Origin of the sequence: Enterococcus sp. BWB1-3 (assembly GCF_016745275.1) — a bacterium.
Classification (GTDB): Bacteria; Bacillota; Bacilli; order Lactobacillales; family Enterococcaceae; genus Enterococcus_L.
Map to the genome: position 1 here is coordinate 1 of NZ_JADOEP010000041.1, position 16,095 is coordinate 16,095.

Sequence of the window (16,095 nt, forward strand, 5' to 3'; positions counted from 1 at the left end):
AGTTGATGAGGCATTTGTCCAATCGGTTGCCTCAAAAAGGAATCATATTCCAAGGAAATCACTGAACTATCGAACCCCCATGGAAGTATTTTTGAGTTATATGGATGATGAGATGGTGTCTAGCTTAATTTGACAAATGAAAATTTCATTATTCATTTTATAGATTTCTTGTGGAATTTCATAATTAACTCCTGTACAATTTTCAAAAATCAGTTCAATGTGTTCTTCATCAGCTTCTGTAAAGTAATAATCTATAGTTATTATGAAGTTCACTAACTTATTATCAAAATATAAATTTTCAATAATACTATCTGTAAAATCATAGTCATAAAAGCTTTTTTTATTTTTTTAAATTTTTCCTCAAACTCCATAAATATTCTCCTTGATTATCTAAAATAGAAATGAGTCAAATTACGTACTTCCCGTTTACTAGCATTCGATGGAAAATTACCTGTATCATCCAAATAATTTCCTCCTTTATTTTTCACTCTGAAATATGGTTTTCCATTTGAAGGTCCAGTATGAATTCTAACAACCTCTCCAAAAAAAGCCTTCCAAGTGCCAAACAGAAAATGAACGACTAAGCCGCTTGATTTCAGGAACCTACTTTGAAAGTAAAGGGATCTATGGTGCGCCCAAAATTCACAGAACCCTTGTTGGTCGAGGCGAGACCTTGTCTCTAAAGCGAGTATAAAAACTGATGCGGAAGTTAGACCTACGCTCCATCACAATGAAGAAGTACAAACCTGGAAAACAACCACAAGTTCAAGCTGAAGGAAGTAGAAACCTGTTAAACCAAGATTTTACAACTACGTCGATCAATCAAAAATGGGTGACAGATATCACCTGCATTCATACGCTAAAAGATGGCTGGGCGTACCTTTCCACCATCCAAGACCTCCATACGAAGAAAATCATCGGTTGGAAGTTTGGCAAGCAAATGAGCAAAGAATTGATTATTGAAACCCTTGACCATGCGCTTTTAAACCACACGCCCTCAGAGAATTTGATCATCCACTTAGATTTAGGTTCTCAGTATACCAGCGAAGCCTACGAAACAAAGTTGAGAGATTTGACTATTCGGCATTCGTTTAGCCGTAAAGGCTGCCCTTATGATAATGCGGGTATCGAATCGTTCCACGCATCAATCAAAAAAGAAGAAGTGTATCCGTCAAAAGCATATGAAAATTTTGAAGTTGCTCATTTAGCCCTATTTCAGTACATCGAGGGATTTTACAATCGCAAGCAAATCCACAGCAGTATCAATTATTTAACACAAAATCAGATGGAGGCGTTGGCACTACAGACATAGACATCGCCATCTACCTACATTTTTTGTGAGAATTCCACCACAGGGCTATTCTTTCATTGCTTCGATTAGCGGTCAAACTGTTTTGGTTTGACTGCTGGTTCGCACGCCGGAATCTCGAAAAAAACTCTCGTAAATCGTGTCCGAGATCTTGACTCAAATCCAATGTGAGATTTTCCAATTGTTGTGGTAGTTAAAATGGATTTTCATTCAATATCTCACATCTTAGGCCTTTACTTGCAATAATTATTGGAGCTGTTTCAAAATGTTGAGCATTAACTCTAAAAATATAGTTTCCTTTCTCAACATGATATCTGTTAATAATATCCCACATTTCATTTCCCTCTAACAATTCTATAAATATCTTGGAATCATCTAAATGCCAATTCAATAAACTAGAAATATAAAATGGCATTTCAAATTCTATACTGATGGCAAAATCATAATAAGAGGTATCAATTCTACCTGCTATCTCAATATTTCCACCATCCATTCTTGCAAATTCAAAATCCATCCATAAGCATTTTTTTAAATAATCATTAATTTTGAGTATTTCATTATTAATTTCTTCCATAATCATTTTATTCTCCATTTCTTTATTCATTAACAGGTATATGAGTTTCTTGGGCAGCTTTAGGATTATAAATTGGATTAGGTTTCCCACCTCTATGAAGCTCTCTTAATACACTTTCATGCCACCAATTCCCATTAATATCGATATACTCTGTTCCACTTCCTTGTTGACCGGAAACAGGTATTACTTGCCTTGATACTCGGTATATTGTTTCAGCATCAGTATATGTACTATTTCCGGCATGAACCCGTACTTCATAATTATAACCATCATGTGTCCATCCTTGTTTGTATCCTTTAGGTATTTCATTTATCCCTTGTTGTTTTAATGCTTCATTTAAATAATCTTGAGGTAAATTAAAATTATTAGCCCTATTACTTCCAGAAACGGATGGATAGATACCAGTATACATCCCACCCGCTGCCATATCCTCTGGGCGTGGGCCTAATGTAATGCCCTTGCCTACATCTTTTGCTGGATTTTGTGTCGTAACATTACCATAAGGATTCGTGTATCCCGGAATGCTGCTGATTACATTGCCATCTCGATCATAGACTTTGCCTATTGTCGTGACCCCTGTTGAGCCCATTGCCCATGCCGGCGGCTGCATCACCGTAACACCATTATTAATTTTCGAAAGTCCATAAAAAACGAAAATAACTCCTCCTGCTAATAAAACTGGCCAGCCCACTGCAGAAACAATTGCTCCACCTGCACCTTTTACCATTATTAGCAGCCCTGAACTTCCTACTGCCAGATACCCATATTGCTGAAGTGGATTCATTCCTAATGCAGCATCATTTAACTGAGGCAGTATGCTGTTTCCATTGCTTCCACCGCCTCCCTGACCACTGTCAAGGATCGAAATACTTTCCGGTGACGTACAATCACAGCTTAACTTCGAGTTCAATGTCAGTGTTTCAATGGTTGTAAAGGTTGTCAGACTTTCAGTATTGCTCCATTCTAAAAATTCCGGCTTGCATTGGATCTCTTTCTTCTCGTCTTTTTCTTTCTCATGCTTTTCCGACAGCTTTTTACAAATACCGAAATCGTTTTCCTGAATGGCCTTATCATCCTTGGTTAAGCCCTGCATCATGCCGATGTCTACACTGCCAAAGCTCATATTCATCAAATGAGCCTCTTTACTTCCTTCTTTGCATGTTACTGTTGCCCCGGCTACTACAAAGGATGGACTGCCTCCTCCACTTGATCCCGAAGAAACTGACGTTGCCTCAGCCAGTTTTTCTGTCAGTGTCATCGGCCCAAAAATCTTTCCCTCGCTCATCTCTCCTTCTCCTTTTATTCTCTGATTTACAAAGCTTTCATCGTCACCAGAGTCAATAGTAATTTTAACATAGGGTAACTTACCTTGTATCCAATTTCATGCTTATCCATTGTTGAATTTTTTTATCGATCAAATGCATCATTGAAACTTATTCCTGGACTGCTCATCGAATACCCCTTACTCAAAACTGGATTGATGCTTTTCTGCTGCAAGGTGCTTCGTCTCCACCCTGTCATGCAGCTTCATTGATGCCGCACTGTTAAACAACGGTGTATCAATGCTCAGTGGTGTGATGCCCATTCCGGATAATTGAATTTTATTATTCAATTTGTTCCATATCTTTGGTGCGTTATTCTGATTGATCACTTTCATCCCCAAATTGATGCTCTTGACCTCAGTCCTTGTCGCAGCCAGTGGTTTGATTTCTCTTCTTCCAGAACTGATTTTCTTCAATGTCAGATTGTTGATATACTGCTCTGACTTTTGCTGATTCAGCTGCCTGATTAATTGTGTCGTTTGAGCGGTGATCAAATTAACCGGACTAATTGCTGAACTGGCTCCTTTATTTACGACTCCGAATCCGCTGCCGGATGTACTTCCTCCGCCAGATGATTTGTTTGCAGTACCATTTTTAACAGGCTGAATTACATTAATTTTATTTGTTTGTTGGCTGTTTGCTGCTGCAGCTATTTTACTGACTGACAAGTTTTGTTTTGTACTAGTTACATCTATTTTTTTTGAAGCAATTTTCGTTTTAGTATTGCGTGCTTTGACTCCTGATTTTAAAGAGATGTTGCCAAAAGTAATTTTGCTATTTACAGCTGACTGAGCCCTTTTGTTTACTGGTTTTATCTCCCTAGTCATTGTTGCTTGCTTGTTTTTTTTAGCAGGAGCATTGACTGAAACAGATGCACGCTCTATTTTCTGTGCTGCAATTGGCAATGTTGCAGAATTACTTGATGTGTTGCTGAAAATCGGTGTGATTCCCACTGCCATATCCCGCAAGTTTCCATTTTGTTTTACCGGGAATGCTTTTAATTCAGTATTTTTCGTAGGCACAGCTTTAATTACATAGTTGCTCAAAGATAATTTCGCTCGGAAGTTCGAACTAAGCGGTTTGAGCTCTTTATTCTTTTTATTCTCTTCAGATTCCCCCGCTTTTACTTCTTTTGTTTTATTCATTGTCGGAATCATACTGTTAGCCAAAAGTGCGGCTGATTGAAGAGCTCTTTGCCCTTTATCCAAGGCGTTTAGATCAAGCATTGCCGGAATCATACTGAATACCTGCTGGCTGATCTGGACTGCATCCAGCTGCTGTATAGGGGTGACATCGGGATTGCGTTTCTTTCGCTGATTTTTATTATTTCCTTCTAATGCTTTATGTATCGCTTTAACACCAGAGCCTCCTGTATATTGAAGATCAGGACTCGCCAGCTGAATATCCGCTGCCACTATAATGGAACTTATATTTTTCCCCTGCAAGGTGACTCCTTTATCTCCACTGACAGAAATGGACTGAGAGCTGGAAAAACTGACATTCCCTGAAGAATGCATATTAATTGAACTCGAACTGTTGATAGCAATATTGCTATTATCTGTTAAAGTAATAGACAATCCATCATCTGAAACAACCGACAAATCGCCAGATGTTAATGAAATTTTTTTACCCTGCAAATTACTCAAAATTTTCGTTGCCGGATCGCTCATCTGGCTGCTATATGACGCAGTATTGGAACGTATCCCCTGAGTAACCATTGCATTTCTTTCATTAGTCTGCGGAAAATAAACCTTAACTTTTGAACCAATTTCAGGCATGTAATACGCAATGTTACTTCCTTCAGTAACATAGGGAAGCCAGACTGCCTCATTCTTCTTTTGTTCCTGATCAATATCTAAGTGAACCCTGACCATATGCCCTTTTACCGACAATACTGTTCCAGTGATTGTCACACCAATATTTTTGACCGCTTCACTTTTTATATAAGCCAGCGATTGTTCAGGAGCAGCTTTATAAGTAAATATCAGCAAGCCTGATTTCATTTCCGCCTTCTTTTCAATGATTGAAAACAGCTGATCTTTATGATAAAAATAGTCACCCAGATGTGATTCTTTGTAAGATGAAAAACTTGTCTGCTGAAATGCTGTCAATGATTCATTGTTATCGAAATTATGAATTCCTTTTTCATAGCCTTCATAACATTTGGAAATCGAATATTCTGTTGCCGGAACGGAAACAGCTTTTCCTTTCTTCAACCCTATCCAAAATCTAGCTCGTGACTCTTTTATATCCGGAACTAAAAATGCTTGATTTCTACTCGTTAATCGTTTCAATAATTCCCAGTCTGTTTCATCATATTGAAGAATCATCTGATTGATTGTCTGATTCTGATTTAGAACTGTAATAAACTGACTGTTCGGATAGTTTGCCAAAACAGCTGTATATAAATTCTGATAAGAAAGTATTTTGTTTTGGAAAGAGCGTTTTTGCCTCTTGATATCCAGCTGTTTTGTCATTGAACAAATCTGCAGTTTAGCCTGCCACACGTGATTCTTCATAGAAACACTAATGTTTTCAATTAATCCTGCAAACAGCACCTCTTTTGTCTCTTTATTTTCGAGACGAATGGCTTCATTCGCTGTTGAAGTATTCATAAGATACAAAGCAGTGTCCTTCTCGGTGATCCAATTGCTACATTCCTGTGCAGTGCTTGTCACTTTGGTCTTGGTTGCCTGACTGCTCGCATACGCTGCCTGCATTTCGTAGCTTGACGACCCCATGTTCTTTCACCTGCTCCCTTTTTTCTACTTTAAAATTCCGACTAAACACACACATTAAATAACTATAAGAAATTTTATTCGTTCATCTGTAGGCACACTGAATAAACCCCAATAACAATAAGATATTATTATTGAAGTTTTTCACTATTCAGTGTTTTACACAATCCTCAACTCTAAAAATATGATTTATTTTAGTAACTTGCTTTTGTTTGCTATTGGCAACTTGATTAGTAAGTTTAGACCTTACTAATCAAGGCTTTATCACTGGATTACCAGTCTCTTGATAAAGTGCCTTTTTTATTTAATTTCTTTTAATTGCATTTCTAGTTTCTTTATATATTCATTAGTTTCGCTATTTAATTTTTTCAATTCTAATAAATATTGTTCCCCCTTAAAAACTAACTCTCTTTGAAAATCTAGAACTTTTACAGTTTTTTCCCATACTCTATTTTTTTCATCTAAATTTATATCTGTTTCAACTGAATGACTTCCATCAGGTTTATCAGCATAGATTTCACTAATTTGAACATCTTCTCCATCAGCTATCATCTTTATCCATACCTCTGATGTCTCTACATCACTAAGATAAACTATATTTTTAAGTAACATACATGTCTGAGCAAAGTTACTAAACCAATCATAAATATTCATGGATAGTATATCTAATTCAATATATTCTCTGTATTCTCCATATGTTTTATCGTCCACACAAAGTTGAAAATATCCATACTTTCCTTTTCACTCGTCATCATCTTCAATATAGGAAGTGAAAATTTTAAACTTAAATTTAATCATTATATTTCACCCTTACTTTCTAAAATCATTTACTGTTAATTTGTGACTTCCAAATGCTGCGTCCAAAATCCCATCATTATTAATAACGAATGTAATTTTTTATCCTACTATCTCATAAATATATTTACCTGTTTTCCCTAACTCAATCATTTACTTCGCCAATTCCACTTTGAGTATTGGACATGTGTTTTTGTTAATGCTCAAGGAACTCTCAAAATAGCTGGCACCTTATTAATTCCTAAAGCCTTTTTAGCCTAAAATACCCACCGTTTACTTTAGCACTCGAATCATTTTTTCTAACATCATCTTTCTTCACCCTCAGAATCCAACAAAATAGCATTCATACGATTAAACAAATTATCTGCTTTTACCAGCGTACAGCTCCAAATATTATTTCAAAATATCCTTATCTACAATCTCCCCATCAACACCTTCAATAAAGACAGGTGAAATATCTGGATTACTCTTTCTCAATTTATATTTTTGCACTTTAGTCAACTCAGGCGTATAAGCTAGTTTACTTTTTTTGAAACTCTCTGACTGAATTTTATCGAATAAATTTTTTATGAATGTTCCCCACTCTGATAAATTAGCATTATTATAGGATTCCCTATCTTCTAATAATCTGTAACCGTCCGCTAAATAAAAAATTAACAATGCTGTGCCTAAATCGCAATTTTTATTATTTAATACTTCCTTCGGGACAACAAAACCATCATTCCAATTATAATTATACATAAACGAATATAAAACTTCTGGATTACTAATTTCTTTGATTATTTTCAATTTTTCAGACTCACTTATATCACCAAATAATTTTTCTACAATATTTTTCTCTTGATCATTCATTTCCTATCCTCCCTAAAAAATCAATTCAATTTATTAAGATACCTTTCCCACATTTCAACTGTTGCTCCTTGACTAGGATACAACGGTAGTCCATTTTGTTGTAATTTCCTCAAATTTTGCTGTAATTTAGCAACTTGATTTTGTAGATCTTGTGGTGAAACATTTATATCTAGTTTATCAAGTTGTCTTTTTATTACTTCGCTATACGTTGAATGATATCCTCTATGTCTGGACATAGCACTTACTACATCATCAGGTACCCTTAAAAAAATCCCATTACTTGCATCATCTAAATTAATTCCCATTTTTTTCAAAATAGGATGTTTTTTCAACTCAGACGGTATTATATGCTGCGCTTGATACCCAGTCCATTTCCCTGAACGCTTTAATCCCATAGATTCTAATAAATTCTTTCCAAGTTTTGTTGAGTTCCCACCTGTAACCTTACCTACTTCACCTGGTATTAACCGCTCAGCCCCACTGGCTTTCTTACCAGCACTTGCCGCTTCATCCCCATGCTTGCTGGCGCTTATCGCTAAGTCATCGCCATATCTGGCTGCATCATCAAGATAACTCGATGGGATACCTGCCAACTCCAGCATTTCCTCACTATATTTCCCCAACATTTCCGAAAACTCATCCCCGTACTTTCGCATCAGGTCTGTGAAATTATCTCCATATCTGCGCATCAGGTCCATAGCTTCATCTGTATATTTTCCCAGCTTCAACACATCCACTACTTTGCCAAACGGGACAAAATCCAGTGCCATCATAAACCCTGAAAACGCTCGTTCTCCTATAGTCAGTTTCCCATAGGTATTAAAATTCCTCCCTGTAAAAAATTGGTACGCATCCGACAGGAAAAGCTCTGTCATCAAATCCATTGTCTGCAACATTATATCCGCACTGGAGCCCTGCCCATTTGTTTCTATGATTACGCTGCCCTTTTCCCCCGCATGTTTACAGGTCAACATACACAGCTTATGCAATGCTCCTTCGTCCACAAACTTTGTCGCAACATCTCCATTATACCATTCATCTTCGAAATCTGGTTCACATGGGACTGGATCTGGTGCATCTTTTCCTTCGTTTTTTGCTTTTTTCTCCGCATCCTTTGTTTGTTTCTTGCAGGTACCAAATGTGCCGAGGACTGTTTCTGTATCCTTAATTGTTAATCCCGGCTTTCCTCCAACCTTTGGTCCACCCGATGAGGTGGAAACCAGCATGTCTCTTGTCATTCCTTTCATACAACTGACCTGGGCTCCTTCGACCACCTGCATGGACTCAACTGCACGGCTGGACAGATGCAGACTGGTATCCTTGGACAGCTCATCTAATGATCGACTTGGCATACTGCCATGGGTATTTCTGGATAGGTTATTCAGGTAGATTTCTTTCTGACTATCTGAGATATCCGCCTCGGTGATCCAATTGCTGCATTCCTGTGCAGTGCTTGTCACTTTGGTCTTGGTTGCCTGACTGCTCGCATACGCTGCCTGCATTTCGTAGCTTGACGACCCCATGTTCTTTCACCTACTCCCTTTTTTCTACTTTAAAATTCCGACTAAACACACACATTAAATAACTATAAGAAAATTTATTCGTTCATCTATAGGCACACTGAATAAACCCCAATAACAATAAGATGTTATTATTGGACTTTTTCACTATTCAGTGCTTTACACAATCCTCAACTCTAAAAATATGATTTATTTTAGTAACTTGCTTTTGTTTGCTATTGGCAACTTGATTAGTGAGTTCGTGCTTACTAGTCAAGGCTTTGCTATCCGACGCCAATCAGATAGTAAAGTGCCGTTTTATTTAACTTAAAATTTTTAAAGTAATTTCAATTTTGTAACTAAATCACTTAATTCAAAGACCTTACTATTCTGCAAAGAATTCAATCCGATTATATCTGTTAGATATTTTTCCGATTTTTCTAAAATCTCTGCTCTAAAATCCGAAAATAGAACTTTTTTATCTTTCCAAAATTTATAATTTGCATCAGAAAGCTTTTCTGTGCGTACCCATCCTCCTTGCTCTACTTTATCTCCTGAAACTTTGCTAATAGATATAATTTCATCATTTCTATACATTTCAATCCATGTATTAAAAGATTCAATATCATTAATTAAAACATAGTCTTCTTTTTTTAAAATCTCTAAAGATTTTAGAAAGCTGGTAAACCAGTCATACACAGATACTGAAAAATCATCTATTTCTTCTTCAATCATAATTCCGTATTTTTCATTATCAATAGTAAAGCTAAAATATCCGTATTCTCCAACAAAATTCTCTGATTCATCATTCTCAAATACTGTAAAGTCTATTTCAAACATTTTCTCACCCTATTTCATAAGATTTTTAAATTGCTCTAAAGTATACTGATACTTTCCGTAAGCTGTTCCAAATCCGCCATCAGGTTGTATATAGATGCTAATTTCTTCCCCATTTATCTTATAGAGAAAAGTATCGCCTTTCTTTCCTTGAGACAATAAATCATTATAAGCAATCTCTGTATACCTATTTATATCTGATGCTAGGATGAAATCATGGACACGTTTTGGTAGAATTATACCTAAGAAGAAAAGGACGTGTCTTAAATGGCAAAACAACGATTTACTGAAGAGTTCAAACAAACGATTGTTGACCTCTATCACGCAGGCAGCTCGGTAGAACAATTGGCAAGTGAATATGGAATGGCGTCACAAACCATTTACAAATGGATTAAGCTTTATACACCAAATAACGCCTCTGGCGTTACGGAAGCCGAGTTTCTTAAATTGAAAAAAAAATGGCTCAACTTAAGGAGGACAATGGCATCCTAAAAAAGGTCTTAACCATATTCGCAAAAAAATAGATGATAAGACATTTCTTGATACTGTACATCATTTATCAAGAAATATGAATGTTTCTAGAGCCTGCCAGCTATTTGAACTTCCCCGTTCAAGTTATTATGAAAGATTAACCCGAACTGACTCGAATCGAACGATGGAAAATAAAAAATTAAGCGACAGAATCATGAGGATTTATTTAGATTCTAGCCGTCGATATGGCGCGCCCAAAATTCATCAGGCACTGGCAAAACAACAAATCAACATTGGTTTGAAACGTGTTCAAAAGTTAATGCGCCAATTAGCTATTCAGTCGATTATCATCAAAAAATGGCGTCCAGGTCACTCAACTTCTGAACGCATTCAAGAACGCGACAATCTTCTTAAGCGTGATTTTTCAACAACAGATTTAAATCAAGAGGGCTTTGCTCCTACGCTTCTTACGAATGCTCGGCGCATGTCTGTGATGTTAGCATAGAATTAGGACAAGGCAAAATGAGAATACTCTGACCGCATGGTACACTTGAAGTACCAGAAAGAAGGAGGAACTCATCATGGTCAAGCCGTATGATAAGCAGTTTAAATTGGCTACAGTTCAGTATTATTCGGAGCATAAAAATCTGGGGTTGAAGGGATGTGCCAAGAATCTGGGCGTCAGTTACCAAACTCTCTCCCGCTGGAAAAAAGAACTACGAGAATCCAGAATCATTCACCCTAGAGGTTCTGGCAACTACAGCTCGGATTTAGCCAAAGAAAATGCCCATCTCAAACGTCAGCTGCTGAATACAGAAGATGCACTGGATGTCCTAAAAAAAAACATCAACATTCTGGGAAACTGACAGAGACACTTTATCAGAGCGTTTCTGATAAGATGGAGGCGGAATCAAAGCAGGAGCGCCGTCCCTCCATCTCTGGAATGTTGGCAGTCTTAGGCGTCTCCCGATCCGGTTACTATGCTTGGTTGAATCGCCAGCCAAAAACGCAAGGAACAGGTCAAGAAGAAAATTCGAATACTCTACCACGCATCTAAAGAAAACTACGGTGCTCCTAAGATTACGAAAGAGTTGCGCAAAGATGGAGAAATCATTGCGCAACGCACGGTAGGTAATTATATGCGTCAGGAAGGTATCCGGGCTCAGTGGGTCAAACCTTGGACGGTTACAACGAAACCCACTGATTTCTCTAGTAAACTTCAAACTATTTTAGAAGAAGACTTCAACCCAGAGCGTCCCAATGCGATTTGGTGTACGGATATCACGTATGTTTGGACAGAGACTGGCTTTGTCTATCTAACCAGTGTCATGGATTTGTTTTCCCGTAAAATCATTGCCTGGAACGTGACGGATACGTTGGAGGTTTCCTGTGTGGTGGATACTGTCAAAAAGGCCAAGAAAGGTCGGCACCTTTTTCTGCCGGTGGTTTTACGCAGTGACCGGGGGAGCCAGTATATTTCCAAAGAATACCAACGCGTCACAGCTGATATACAACTGAGCTGCTCAGCCAAGGCTGCGCCATGGGAGAATGCGTGTATCGAGTCCTTTCATGCTCTGATTAAACGGGAATGGTTAAATCGTTTTACTCTCAAAAATTTCACTCATGCCTACCATATGATTTTTGAATACATTGAAACATTCTACAATACAGTTCGACTCCACAGCCATTGCAATTATCTGTCCCCAAATGAATTTGAAACGTTGCATGAACAAGCCGAGAAAAGGAAACGACGACTCATTAGCTAAAAGCAGAGGGCGTTCTCATTTTAACTTGTCCTAATTCTTGACTTAGGACAAGTAACAGATATCACTTACATTCACACCATTAAAGATGGGTGGTGTTATTTATCGTCTATTCAAGATATACATTCGAAAAAGATCATCGCTTGGTCATTTGGGGAACGAATGACAACGGATTTGGTTTTAGATACCTTAGATAAAGTGGTTCAAACGCAACAAGTGACAAAAGACTTGATTCTTCATTCGGATTTAGGCAGCCAATACACGAGTGAGTCTTACGAGACTCGATTGAACGAGTTAAAAATTCGTCATTCATTTAGCGGAAAAGGTTGTCCTTACGACAATGCGGGGATAGAATCATTTCATGCCACGCTAAAAAAAGAAGAGGTCTATCAAACGTCTTATCAAACCGTTGAAGAGGCGTCGAGAAAATTATTTCAATATATAGAAGGGTTTTATAATCGTAAACGAATCCATGGAAGTATTGACTATTTAACGCCCCAAGAAATGGAGGACCGTGCTAAACAAATAGCTTAGATCTTTCACACCTACCATTTTTTTGCGAAAAAGTCATGAGTATCATTCGTCATCGCTTCCCATAGCGGTCAAGCGATTTAGGCTTGAGGGTTATGGGAAACGATGGCACACTCTCAAAGTGACATTTTTCAAAAAAGTCTCCCAAAAAGTGTCCAAGATATTGACTTAGATCCAGTCTTCACTCCTTATAATTCTTTGGACGGAACTATTTTGAGTGTAGCACAAATGACTTATTTAGTTGTCTAGCTTAATTTTACTATCGGCGTTAATAAAACTATTCAGAATTACTCACGAGCACAATTTCACTACAAACAATACCCAAAGTATTACCATCAATAAACTCTATTACAAACTCACACCAAATATCAGTAATGTTTCTATAGCCTCCACCTAAAACCATATCTTTATAATTTTCTTTTATTACTTTGATAGATTTCTCAGTTAATTCCGTATTTTCGTTAACTTTCATGCTTTTTATAACTGATTCATCCCAATGTCCAAGGTAAGATATACCTATATATTTTTTACAAATCAATTCTATAATTTCATCAGTATCATTTGATATATAAACTTTTATATCATCAAAATTCAATTCCAATTTTTCAAAATACCAATCATTCCAATTGTATAAATTTATTTCACTATTATTTCCAATCATAAAAAAACTCCTATTATTTTATTTTAGCATATCCTGAGGAATGGTCACTTTATCTCGTCCCCAAGGTCCTGTATCCCCATTTTTTCTATGCTCAATATGAATATGATCCACTACATGATCTGGATTAGATGGACCTGTGAAATTAGGTTTCTGCGGATGAGCATCATCGACTCTAATTCTTACTGGTCCTTCTGTTCCCTCGCCAATATATTTACCATTTTCCTCTTTTAATTTAGATAAATTATCAAAAAATTCATCTTTTGTACTAGGAATTGCATCTCCACTAGGAGTAACATAAAAATCAGTTGAGGTTTCCACAGCATCACTGGCTTTCTTACCAGCACTTGCCGCTTCATCCCCATGCTTGCTGGCGCTTATCGCTAAGTCATCGCCATATCTGGCTGCATCATCAAGATAACTCGATGGGATACCTGCCAACTCCAGCATTTCCTCACTATATTTCCCCAACATTTCCGAAAACTCATCCCCGTACTTTCGCATCAGGTCTGTGAAATTATCTCCATATCTGCGCATCAGGTCCATAGCTTCATCTGTATATTTTCCCAGCTTCAACACATCCACTACTTTGCCAAACGGGACAAAATCCAGTGCCATCATAAACCCTGAAAACGCTCGTTCTCCTATAGTCAGTTTCCCGTAGGTATTAAAATTCCTCCCTGTAAAAAATTAGTACGCATCCGACAGGAAAAGCTCTGTCATCAAATCCATTGTCTGCAACATTATATCCGCACTGGAGCCCTGCCCATTTGTTTCTATGATTACACTGCCCTTTTCCCCCGCATGTTTACAGGTCAACATACACAGCTTATGCAATGCTCCTTCGTCCACAAACTTTGTCGCAACATCTCCATTATACCATTCATCTTCGAAATCTGGTTCACAAGGGACTGGATCTGGTGTATCTTTTCCTTCGTTTTTTGCTTTTTTCTCCGCATCCTTTGTTTGCTTCTTGCAGGTACCAAATGTGCCGAGGACTGTTTCTGTATCCTTAATTGTTAATCCCGGCTTTCCTCCAACCTTTGGTCCACCCGATGAGGTGGAAACCAGCATGTCTCTTGTCATTCCTTTCATACAACTGACTTGAGCTCCTTCAACCACCTGCATGGACTCAACTGCACGACTGGACAGATGCAGACTGGTATCCTTGGACAGCTCATCTAATGATCGACTTGGCATACTGCCATGGGTATTTCTGGATAGGTTATTCAGGTAGATTTCTTTCTGACTATCTGAGATATCCGCCTCGGTGATCCAATTGCTGCATTCCTGTGCAGTGCTTGTCACTTTGGTCTTGGTTGCCTGACTGCTTGCATACGCTGCCTGCATTTCGTAGCTTGACGACCCCATGTTCTTTCACCTGCTCCCTTTTTTCTACTTTAAAATCCCGACTAAACACACACATTAAATAACTATAAGAAAATTTATTCGTTCATCTGTAGGCACACTGAATAAACCCCAATAACAATAAGATGTTATTATTGAAGTTTTTCACTATTCAGTGTTTTACACAATCCTCAACTCTAAAAATATGATTTATTTTAGTAACTTGCTTTTGTTTGCTATTGGCAACTTGATTAGTGAGTTCGCTCTTACTAGTCAAGACTTTATCACTTGATTACCAGTCTCGTGATAAAGTGCCTTTTTTTAATTTTTACTAACTTCTCAATGTTTTTTTTTATTGTTTAATCTTAAATTACACTATTTTTCAAAATAGTTGCCATTCATCAGAAATATCAACATTCTTCTGTTTTATCTCTTTATCCTCTGGCAAACTATACTCCCATATCTCCTTTTTTCTATGTCCACCAATATTGAGACCATCATAGGATAAGGCATCGCAAAAAATAATTTGACCATTTTTTAATCTTAATTCAATAGCTTCACAAATAAGGCTATCTTTATGCTCTTCTGAATTATAAAGTCTCATGCTTACTATATTATTTCCAGTCTCCATGTCAAGAATAAGATTTCCTACCGTTGACTTAGAGACAGTCATATCCTCATCAATTTCATAATTATAATCAATTAAATGTACCACCTTCAACTCAAATTTAATCTCTTGATTTAGGGTATGAATCTCAATGAAGCAATCATCAAATTTAAAATATACATAATCCATTGTTGGAGAAAACTCGTTGATTCCTTCTTCATCTTCATATAGATACCCTGTTACATATATATCTCTAATAATATTATTGTGTAGTTTTTCTTTTAGTTTCTTTAACATCTCTATCTCCTCCTTTTCTATTTTATAAACATAATTCCTATATCCATTCCTTTACCAGTTTCTAACAAAGTTCTAAATACACCATCTTGTGATACTACAAGAGTTACACCGTTTCCTCGATATATTTTTTCAATAGCACCACCTTTATTAAGTGTGCCTAACCCCTCATATTTGACCGTTCCATCAGAAATCAATTTAGCTAAATCCTCTAAGAATTCATCCCCATGACTCTTCAATTTTTTATATTTTTTCCCTGTAATATCTTCTAATAAATGTTTATGATTGACAAAATGTTTTCTGAAAGCTGTCATATCTCCTTGCCCTAAAGCCCCACCAGCTTTCTTACCAGCACTTGCCGCTTCATCCCCATGTTTGCTGGCGCTTATCGCTAAGTCATCGCCATATCTGGCTGCATCATCAAGATAACTCGATGGGATACCTGCCAGCTCCAGCATTTCCTCACTATATTTCCCCAACATTTCCGAAAACTCATCC

17 protein-coding genes and 2 pseudogenes are annotated in these 16,095 nt (G+C 37.2%); 7 read left to right on the top strand and 12 right to left on the bottom strand.

Going from position 1 to position 16,095, the window contains the following annotated elements; genetic code table 11:
• Together IW492_RS17065 and IW492_RS17070 are read left to right on the top strand one after the other, a co-directional pair.
• A pseudogene (locus tag IW492_RS17065) lies at positions 1-133 on the top strand (IS30 family transposase); the annotation flags it as partial.
• Between the two features lie 567 nt (positions 134-700).
• Entirely contained in the window at positions 701-1,312 is a 612-nt protein-coding gene (locus IW492_RS17070; RefSeq protein ID WP_202069226.1) for an IS3 family transposase, read from the top strand.
• Positions 1,313-1,502: 190 nt separating this feature from the next.
• On the opposite strand, the gene IW492_RS17075 is transcribed toward IW492_RS17070, so the two are convergent.
• The 7 genes from IW492_RS17075 to IW492_RS17105 all read right to left on the bottom strand — a co-directional run bounded on the left by IW492_RS17075 (position 1,503) and on the right by IW492_RS17105 (position 9,929).
• On the bottom strand, positions 1,503-1,883 hold the full coding sequence (locus IW492_RS17075) for a hypothetical protein (RefSeq protein ID WP_236671985.1): 381 nt from the start codon (positions 1,881-1,883) through the stop codon (positions 1,503-1,505).
• A 22-nt stretch (positions 1,884-1,905) separates the two neighbouring features.
• A complete protein-coding gene (locus IW492_RS17080) occupies positions 1,906-3,168 on the bottom strand; it encodes a PAAR-like protein (protein WP_202069230.1) in 1,263 nt (420 codons plus the stop codon).
• 177 nt (positions 3,169-3,345) lie between these two features.
• On the bottom strand, positions 3,346-5,946 hold the full coding sequence (locus IW492_RS17085) for a contractile injection system protein, VgrG/Pvc8 family (protein WP_202069231.1): 2,601 nt from the start codon (positions 5,944-5,946) through the stop codon (positions 3,346-3,348).
• 297 nt (positions 5,947-6,243) lie between these two features.
• Positions 6,244-6,654, bottom strand: coding sequence for a hypothetical protein (locus tag IW492_RS17090; RefSeq protein ID WP_202069232.1), 411 nt, complete (start codon positions 6,652-6,654; stop codon positions 6,244-6,246).
• 477 nt (positions 6,655-7,131) lie between these two features.
• Positions 7,132-7,590, bottom strand: a complete 459-nt coding sequence (locus IW492_RS17095; protein ID WP_202069233.1) for a DUF4274 domain-containing protein — start codon at positions 7,588-7,590, stop codon at positions 7,132-7,134.
• A 20-nt stretch (positions 7,591-7,610) separates the two neighbouring features.
• Positions 7,611-9,113 carry an AHH domain-containing protein gene (locus IW492_RS17100; protein ID WP_202069234.1) on the bottom strand — a complete coding sequence of 501 codons (1,503 nt, stop codon included), beginning with the start codon at positions 9,111-9,113 and terminating at the stop codon, positions 7,611-7,613.
• Positions 9,114-9,425: 312 nt separating this feature from the next.
• Positions 9,426-9,929: a hypothetical protein gene (locus tag IW492_RS17105; protein ID WP_202069236.1), complete on the bottom strand. Its 504-nt coding sequence runs from the start codon at positions 9,927-9,929 to the stop codon at positions 9,426-9,428.
• A 264-nt stretch (positions 9,930-10,193) separates the two neighbouring features.
• On the opposite strand from IW492_RS17105, the gene IW492_RS17110 reads away from it, so the two are divergent.
• The 5 genes and pseudogenes from IW492_RS17110 to IW492_RS17130 form a co-directional block, all read left to right on the top strand.
• On the top strand, positions 10,194-10,418 hold the full coding sequence (locus IW492_RS17110) for a transposase (RefSeq protein ID WP_202069238.1): 225 nt from the start codon (positions 10,194-10,196) through the stop codon (positions 10,416-10,418).
• A 163-nt stretch (positions 10,419-10,581) separates the two neighbouring features.
• A complete protein-coding gene (locus tag IW492_RS17115) occupies positions 10,582-10,902 on the top strand; it encodes an IS3 family transposase (protein WP_202069240.1) in 321 nt (106 codons plus the stop codon).
• Positions 10,903-10,978: 76 nt separating this feature from the next.
• Complete coding sequence (locus IW492_RS17120) at positions 10,979-11,263, top strand: transposase (RefSeq protein ID WP_202069242.1); 285 nt, start codon at positions 10,979-10,981, stop codon at positions 11,261-11,263.
• Positions 11,264-11,389: 126 nt separating this feature from the next.
• The gene (locus tag IW492_RS18565; protein ID WP_442896375.1) at positions 11,390-12,163 is read left to right on the top strand and encodes an IS3 family transposase; all 774 of its coding nucleotides are present in this window, start codon (positions 11,390-11,392) and stop codon (positions 12,161-12,163) included.
• A 51-nt stretch (positions 12,164-12,214) separates the two neighbouring features.
• Positions 12,215-12,694, top strand: a pseudogene (locus tag IW492_RS17130) (IS3 family transposase); the annotation flags it as partial.
• Positions 12,695-12,968: 274 nt separating this feature from the next.
• On the opposite strand, the gene IW492_RS17135 reads toward IW492_RS17130, so the two are convergent.
• From IW492_RS17135 to IW492_RS17155, 5 genes are all read right to left on the bottom strand, one after another.
• Positions 12,969-13,352: a hypothetical protein gene (locus IW492_RS17135; RefSeq protein WP_202069244.1), complete on the bottom strand. Its 384-nt coding sequence runs from the start codon at positions 13,350-13,352 to the stop codon at positions 12,969-12,971.
• Positions 13,353-13,370: 18 nt separating this feature from the next.
• Positions 13,371-13,967, bottom strand: coding sequence for a hypothetical protein (locus IW492_RS17140; RefSeq protein ID WP_202069246.1), 597 nt, complete (start codon positions 13,965-13,967; stop codon positions 13,371-13,373).
• 72 nt (positions 13,968-14,039) lie between these two features.
• Entirely contained in the window at positions 14,040-14,720 is a 681-nt protein-coding gene (locus tag IW492_RS17145; RefSeq protein ID WP_202069248.1) for a PAAR-like protein, read from the bottom strand.
• 358 nt (positions 14,721-15,078) lie between these two features.
• Positions 15,079-15,600: a hypothetical protein gene (locus IW492_RS17150; RefSeq protein WP_202069251.1), complete on the bottom strand. Its 522-nt coding sequence runs from the start codon at positions 15,598-15,600 to the stop codon at positions 15,079-15,081.
• A 17-nt stretch (positions 15,601-15,617) separates the two neighbouring features.
• Positions 15,618-16,095 (bottom strand): hypothetical protein (locus IW492_RS17155; protein ID WP_236671986.1); only part of this gene is annotated, 478 nt, incomplete at its 5' end.

Coding starts and splice junctions, on each gene's coding strand:
- IW492_RS17110 (WP_202069238.1), top strand. CDS start 10,194: ATGGCAAAACAACGATTTACTGAAGAGTTCAAACAAACGATTGTTGAC.
- IW492_RS17145 (WP_202069248.1), bottom strand. CDS start 14,720: ATGGGGTCGTCAAGCTACGAAATGCAGGCAGCGTATGCAAGCAGTCAG.
- IW492_RS17140 (WP_202069246.1), bottom strand. CDS start 13,967: ATGGCACTGGATTTTGTCCCGTTTGGCAAAGTAGTGGATGTGTTGAAG.
- IW492_RS17085 (WP_202069231.1), bottom strand. CDS start 5,946: ATGGGGTCGTCAAGCTACGAAATGCAGGCAGCGTATGCGAGCAGTCAG.
- IW492_RS17075 (WP_236671985.1), bottom strand. CDS start 1,883: ATGGAAGAAATTAATAATGAAATACTCAAAATTAATGATTATTTAAAA.
- IW492_RS17095 (WP_202069233.1), bottom strand. CDS start 7,590: ATGAATGATCAAGAGAAAAATATTGTAGAAAAATTATTTGGTGATATA.
- IW492_RS17135 (WP_202069244.1), bottom strand. CDS start 13,352: ATGATTGGAAATAATAGTGAAATAAATTTATACAATTGGAATGATTGG.
- IW492_RS17150 (WP_202069251.1), bottom strand. CDS start 15,600: ATGTTAAAGAAACTAAAAGAAAAACTACACAATAATATTATTAGAGAT.
- IW492_RS17100 (WP_202069234.1), bottom strand. CDS start 9,113: ATGGGGTCGTCAAGCTACGAAATGCAGGCAGCGTATGCGAGCAGTCAG.
- IW492_RS17080 (WP_202069230.1), bottom strand. CDS start 3,168: ATGAGCGAGGGAAAGATTTTTGGGCCGATGACACTGACAGAAAAACTG.
- IW492_RS17115 (WP_202069240.1), top strand. CDS start 10,582: ATGGAAAATAAAAAATTAAGCGACAGAATCATGAGGATTTATTTAGAT.
- IW492_RS17120 (WP_202069242.1), top strand. CDS start 10,979: ATGGTCAAGCCGTATGATAAGCAGTTTAAATTGGCTACAGTTCAGTAT.
- IW492_RS17070 (WP_202069226.1), top strand. CDS start 701: ATGCGGAAGTTAGACCTACGCTCCATCACAATGAAGAAGTACAAACCT.
- IW492_RS17105 (WP_202069236.1), bottom strand. CDS start 9,929: ATGTTTGAAATAGACTTTACAGTATTTGAGAATGATGAATCAGAGAAT.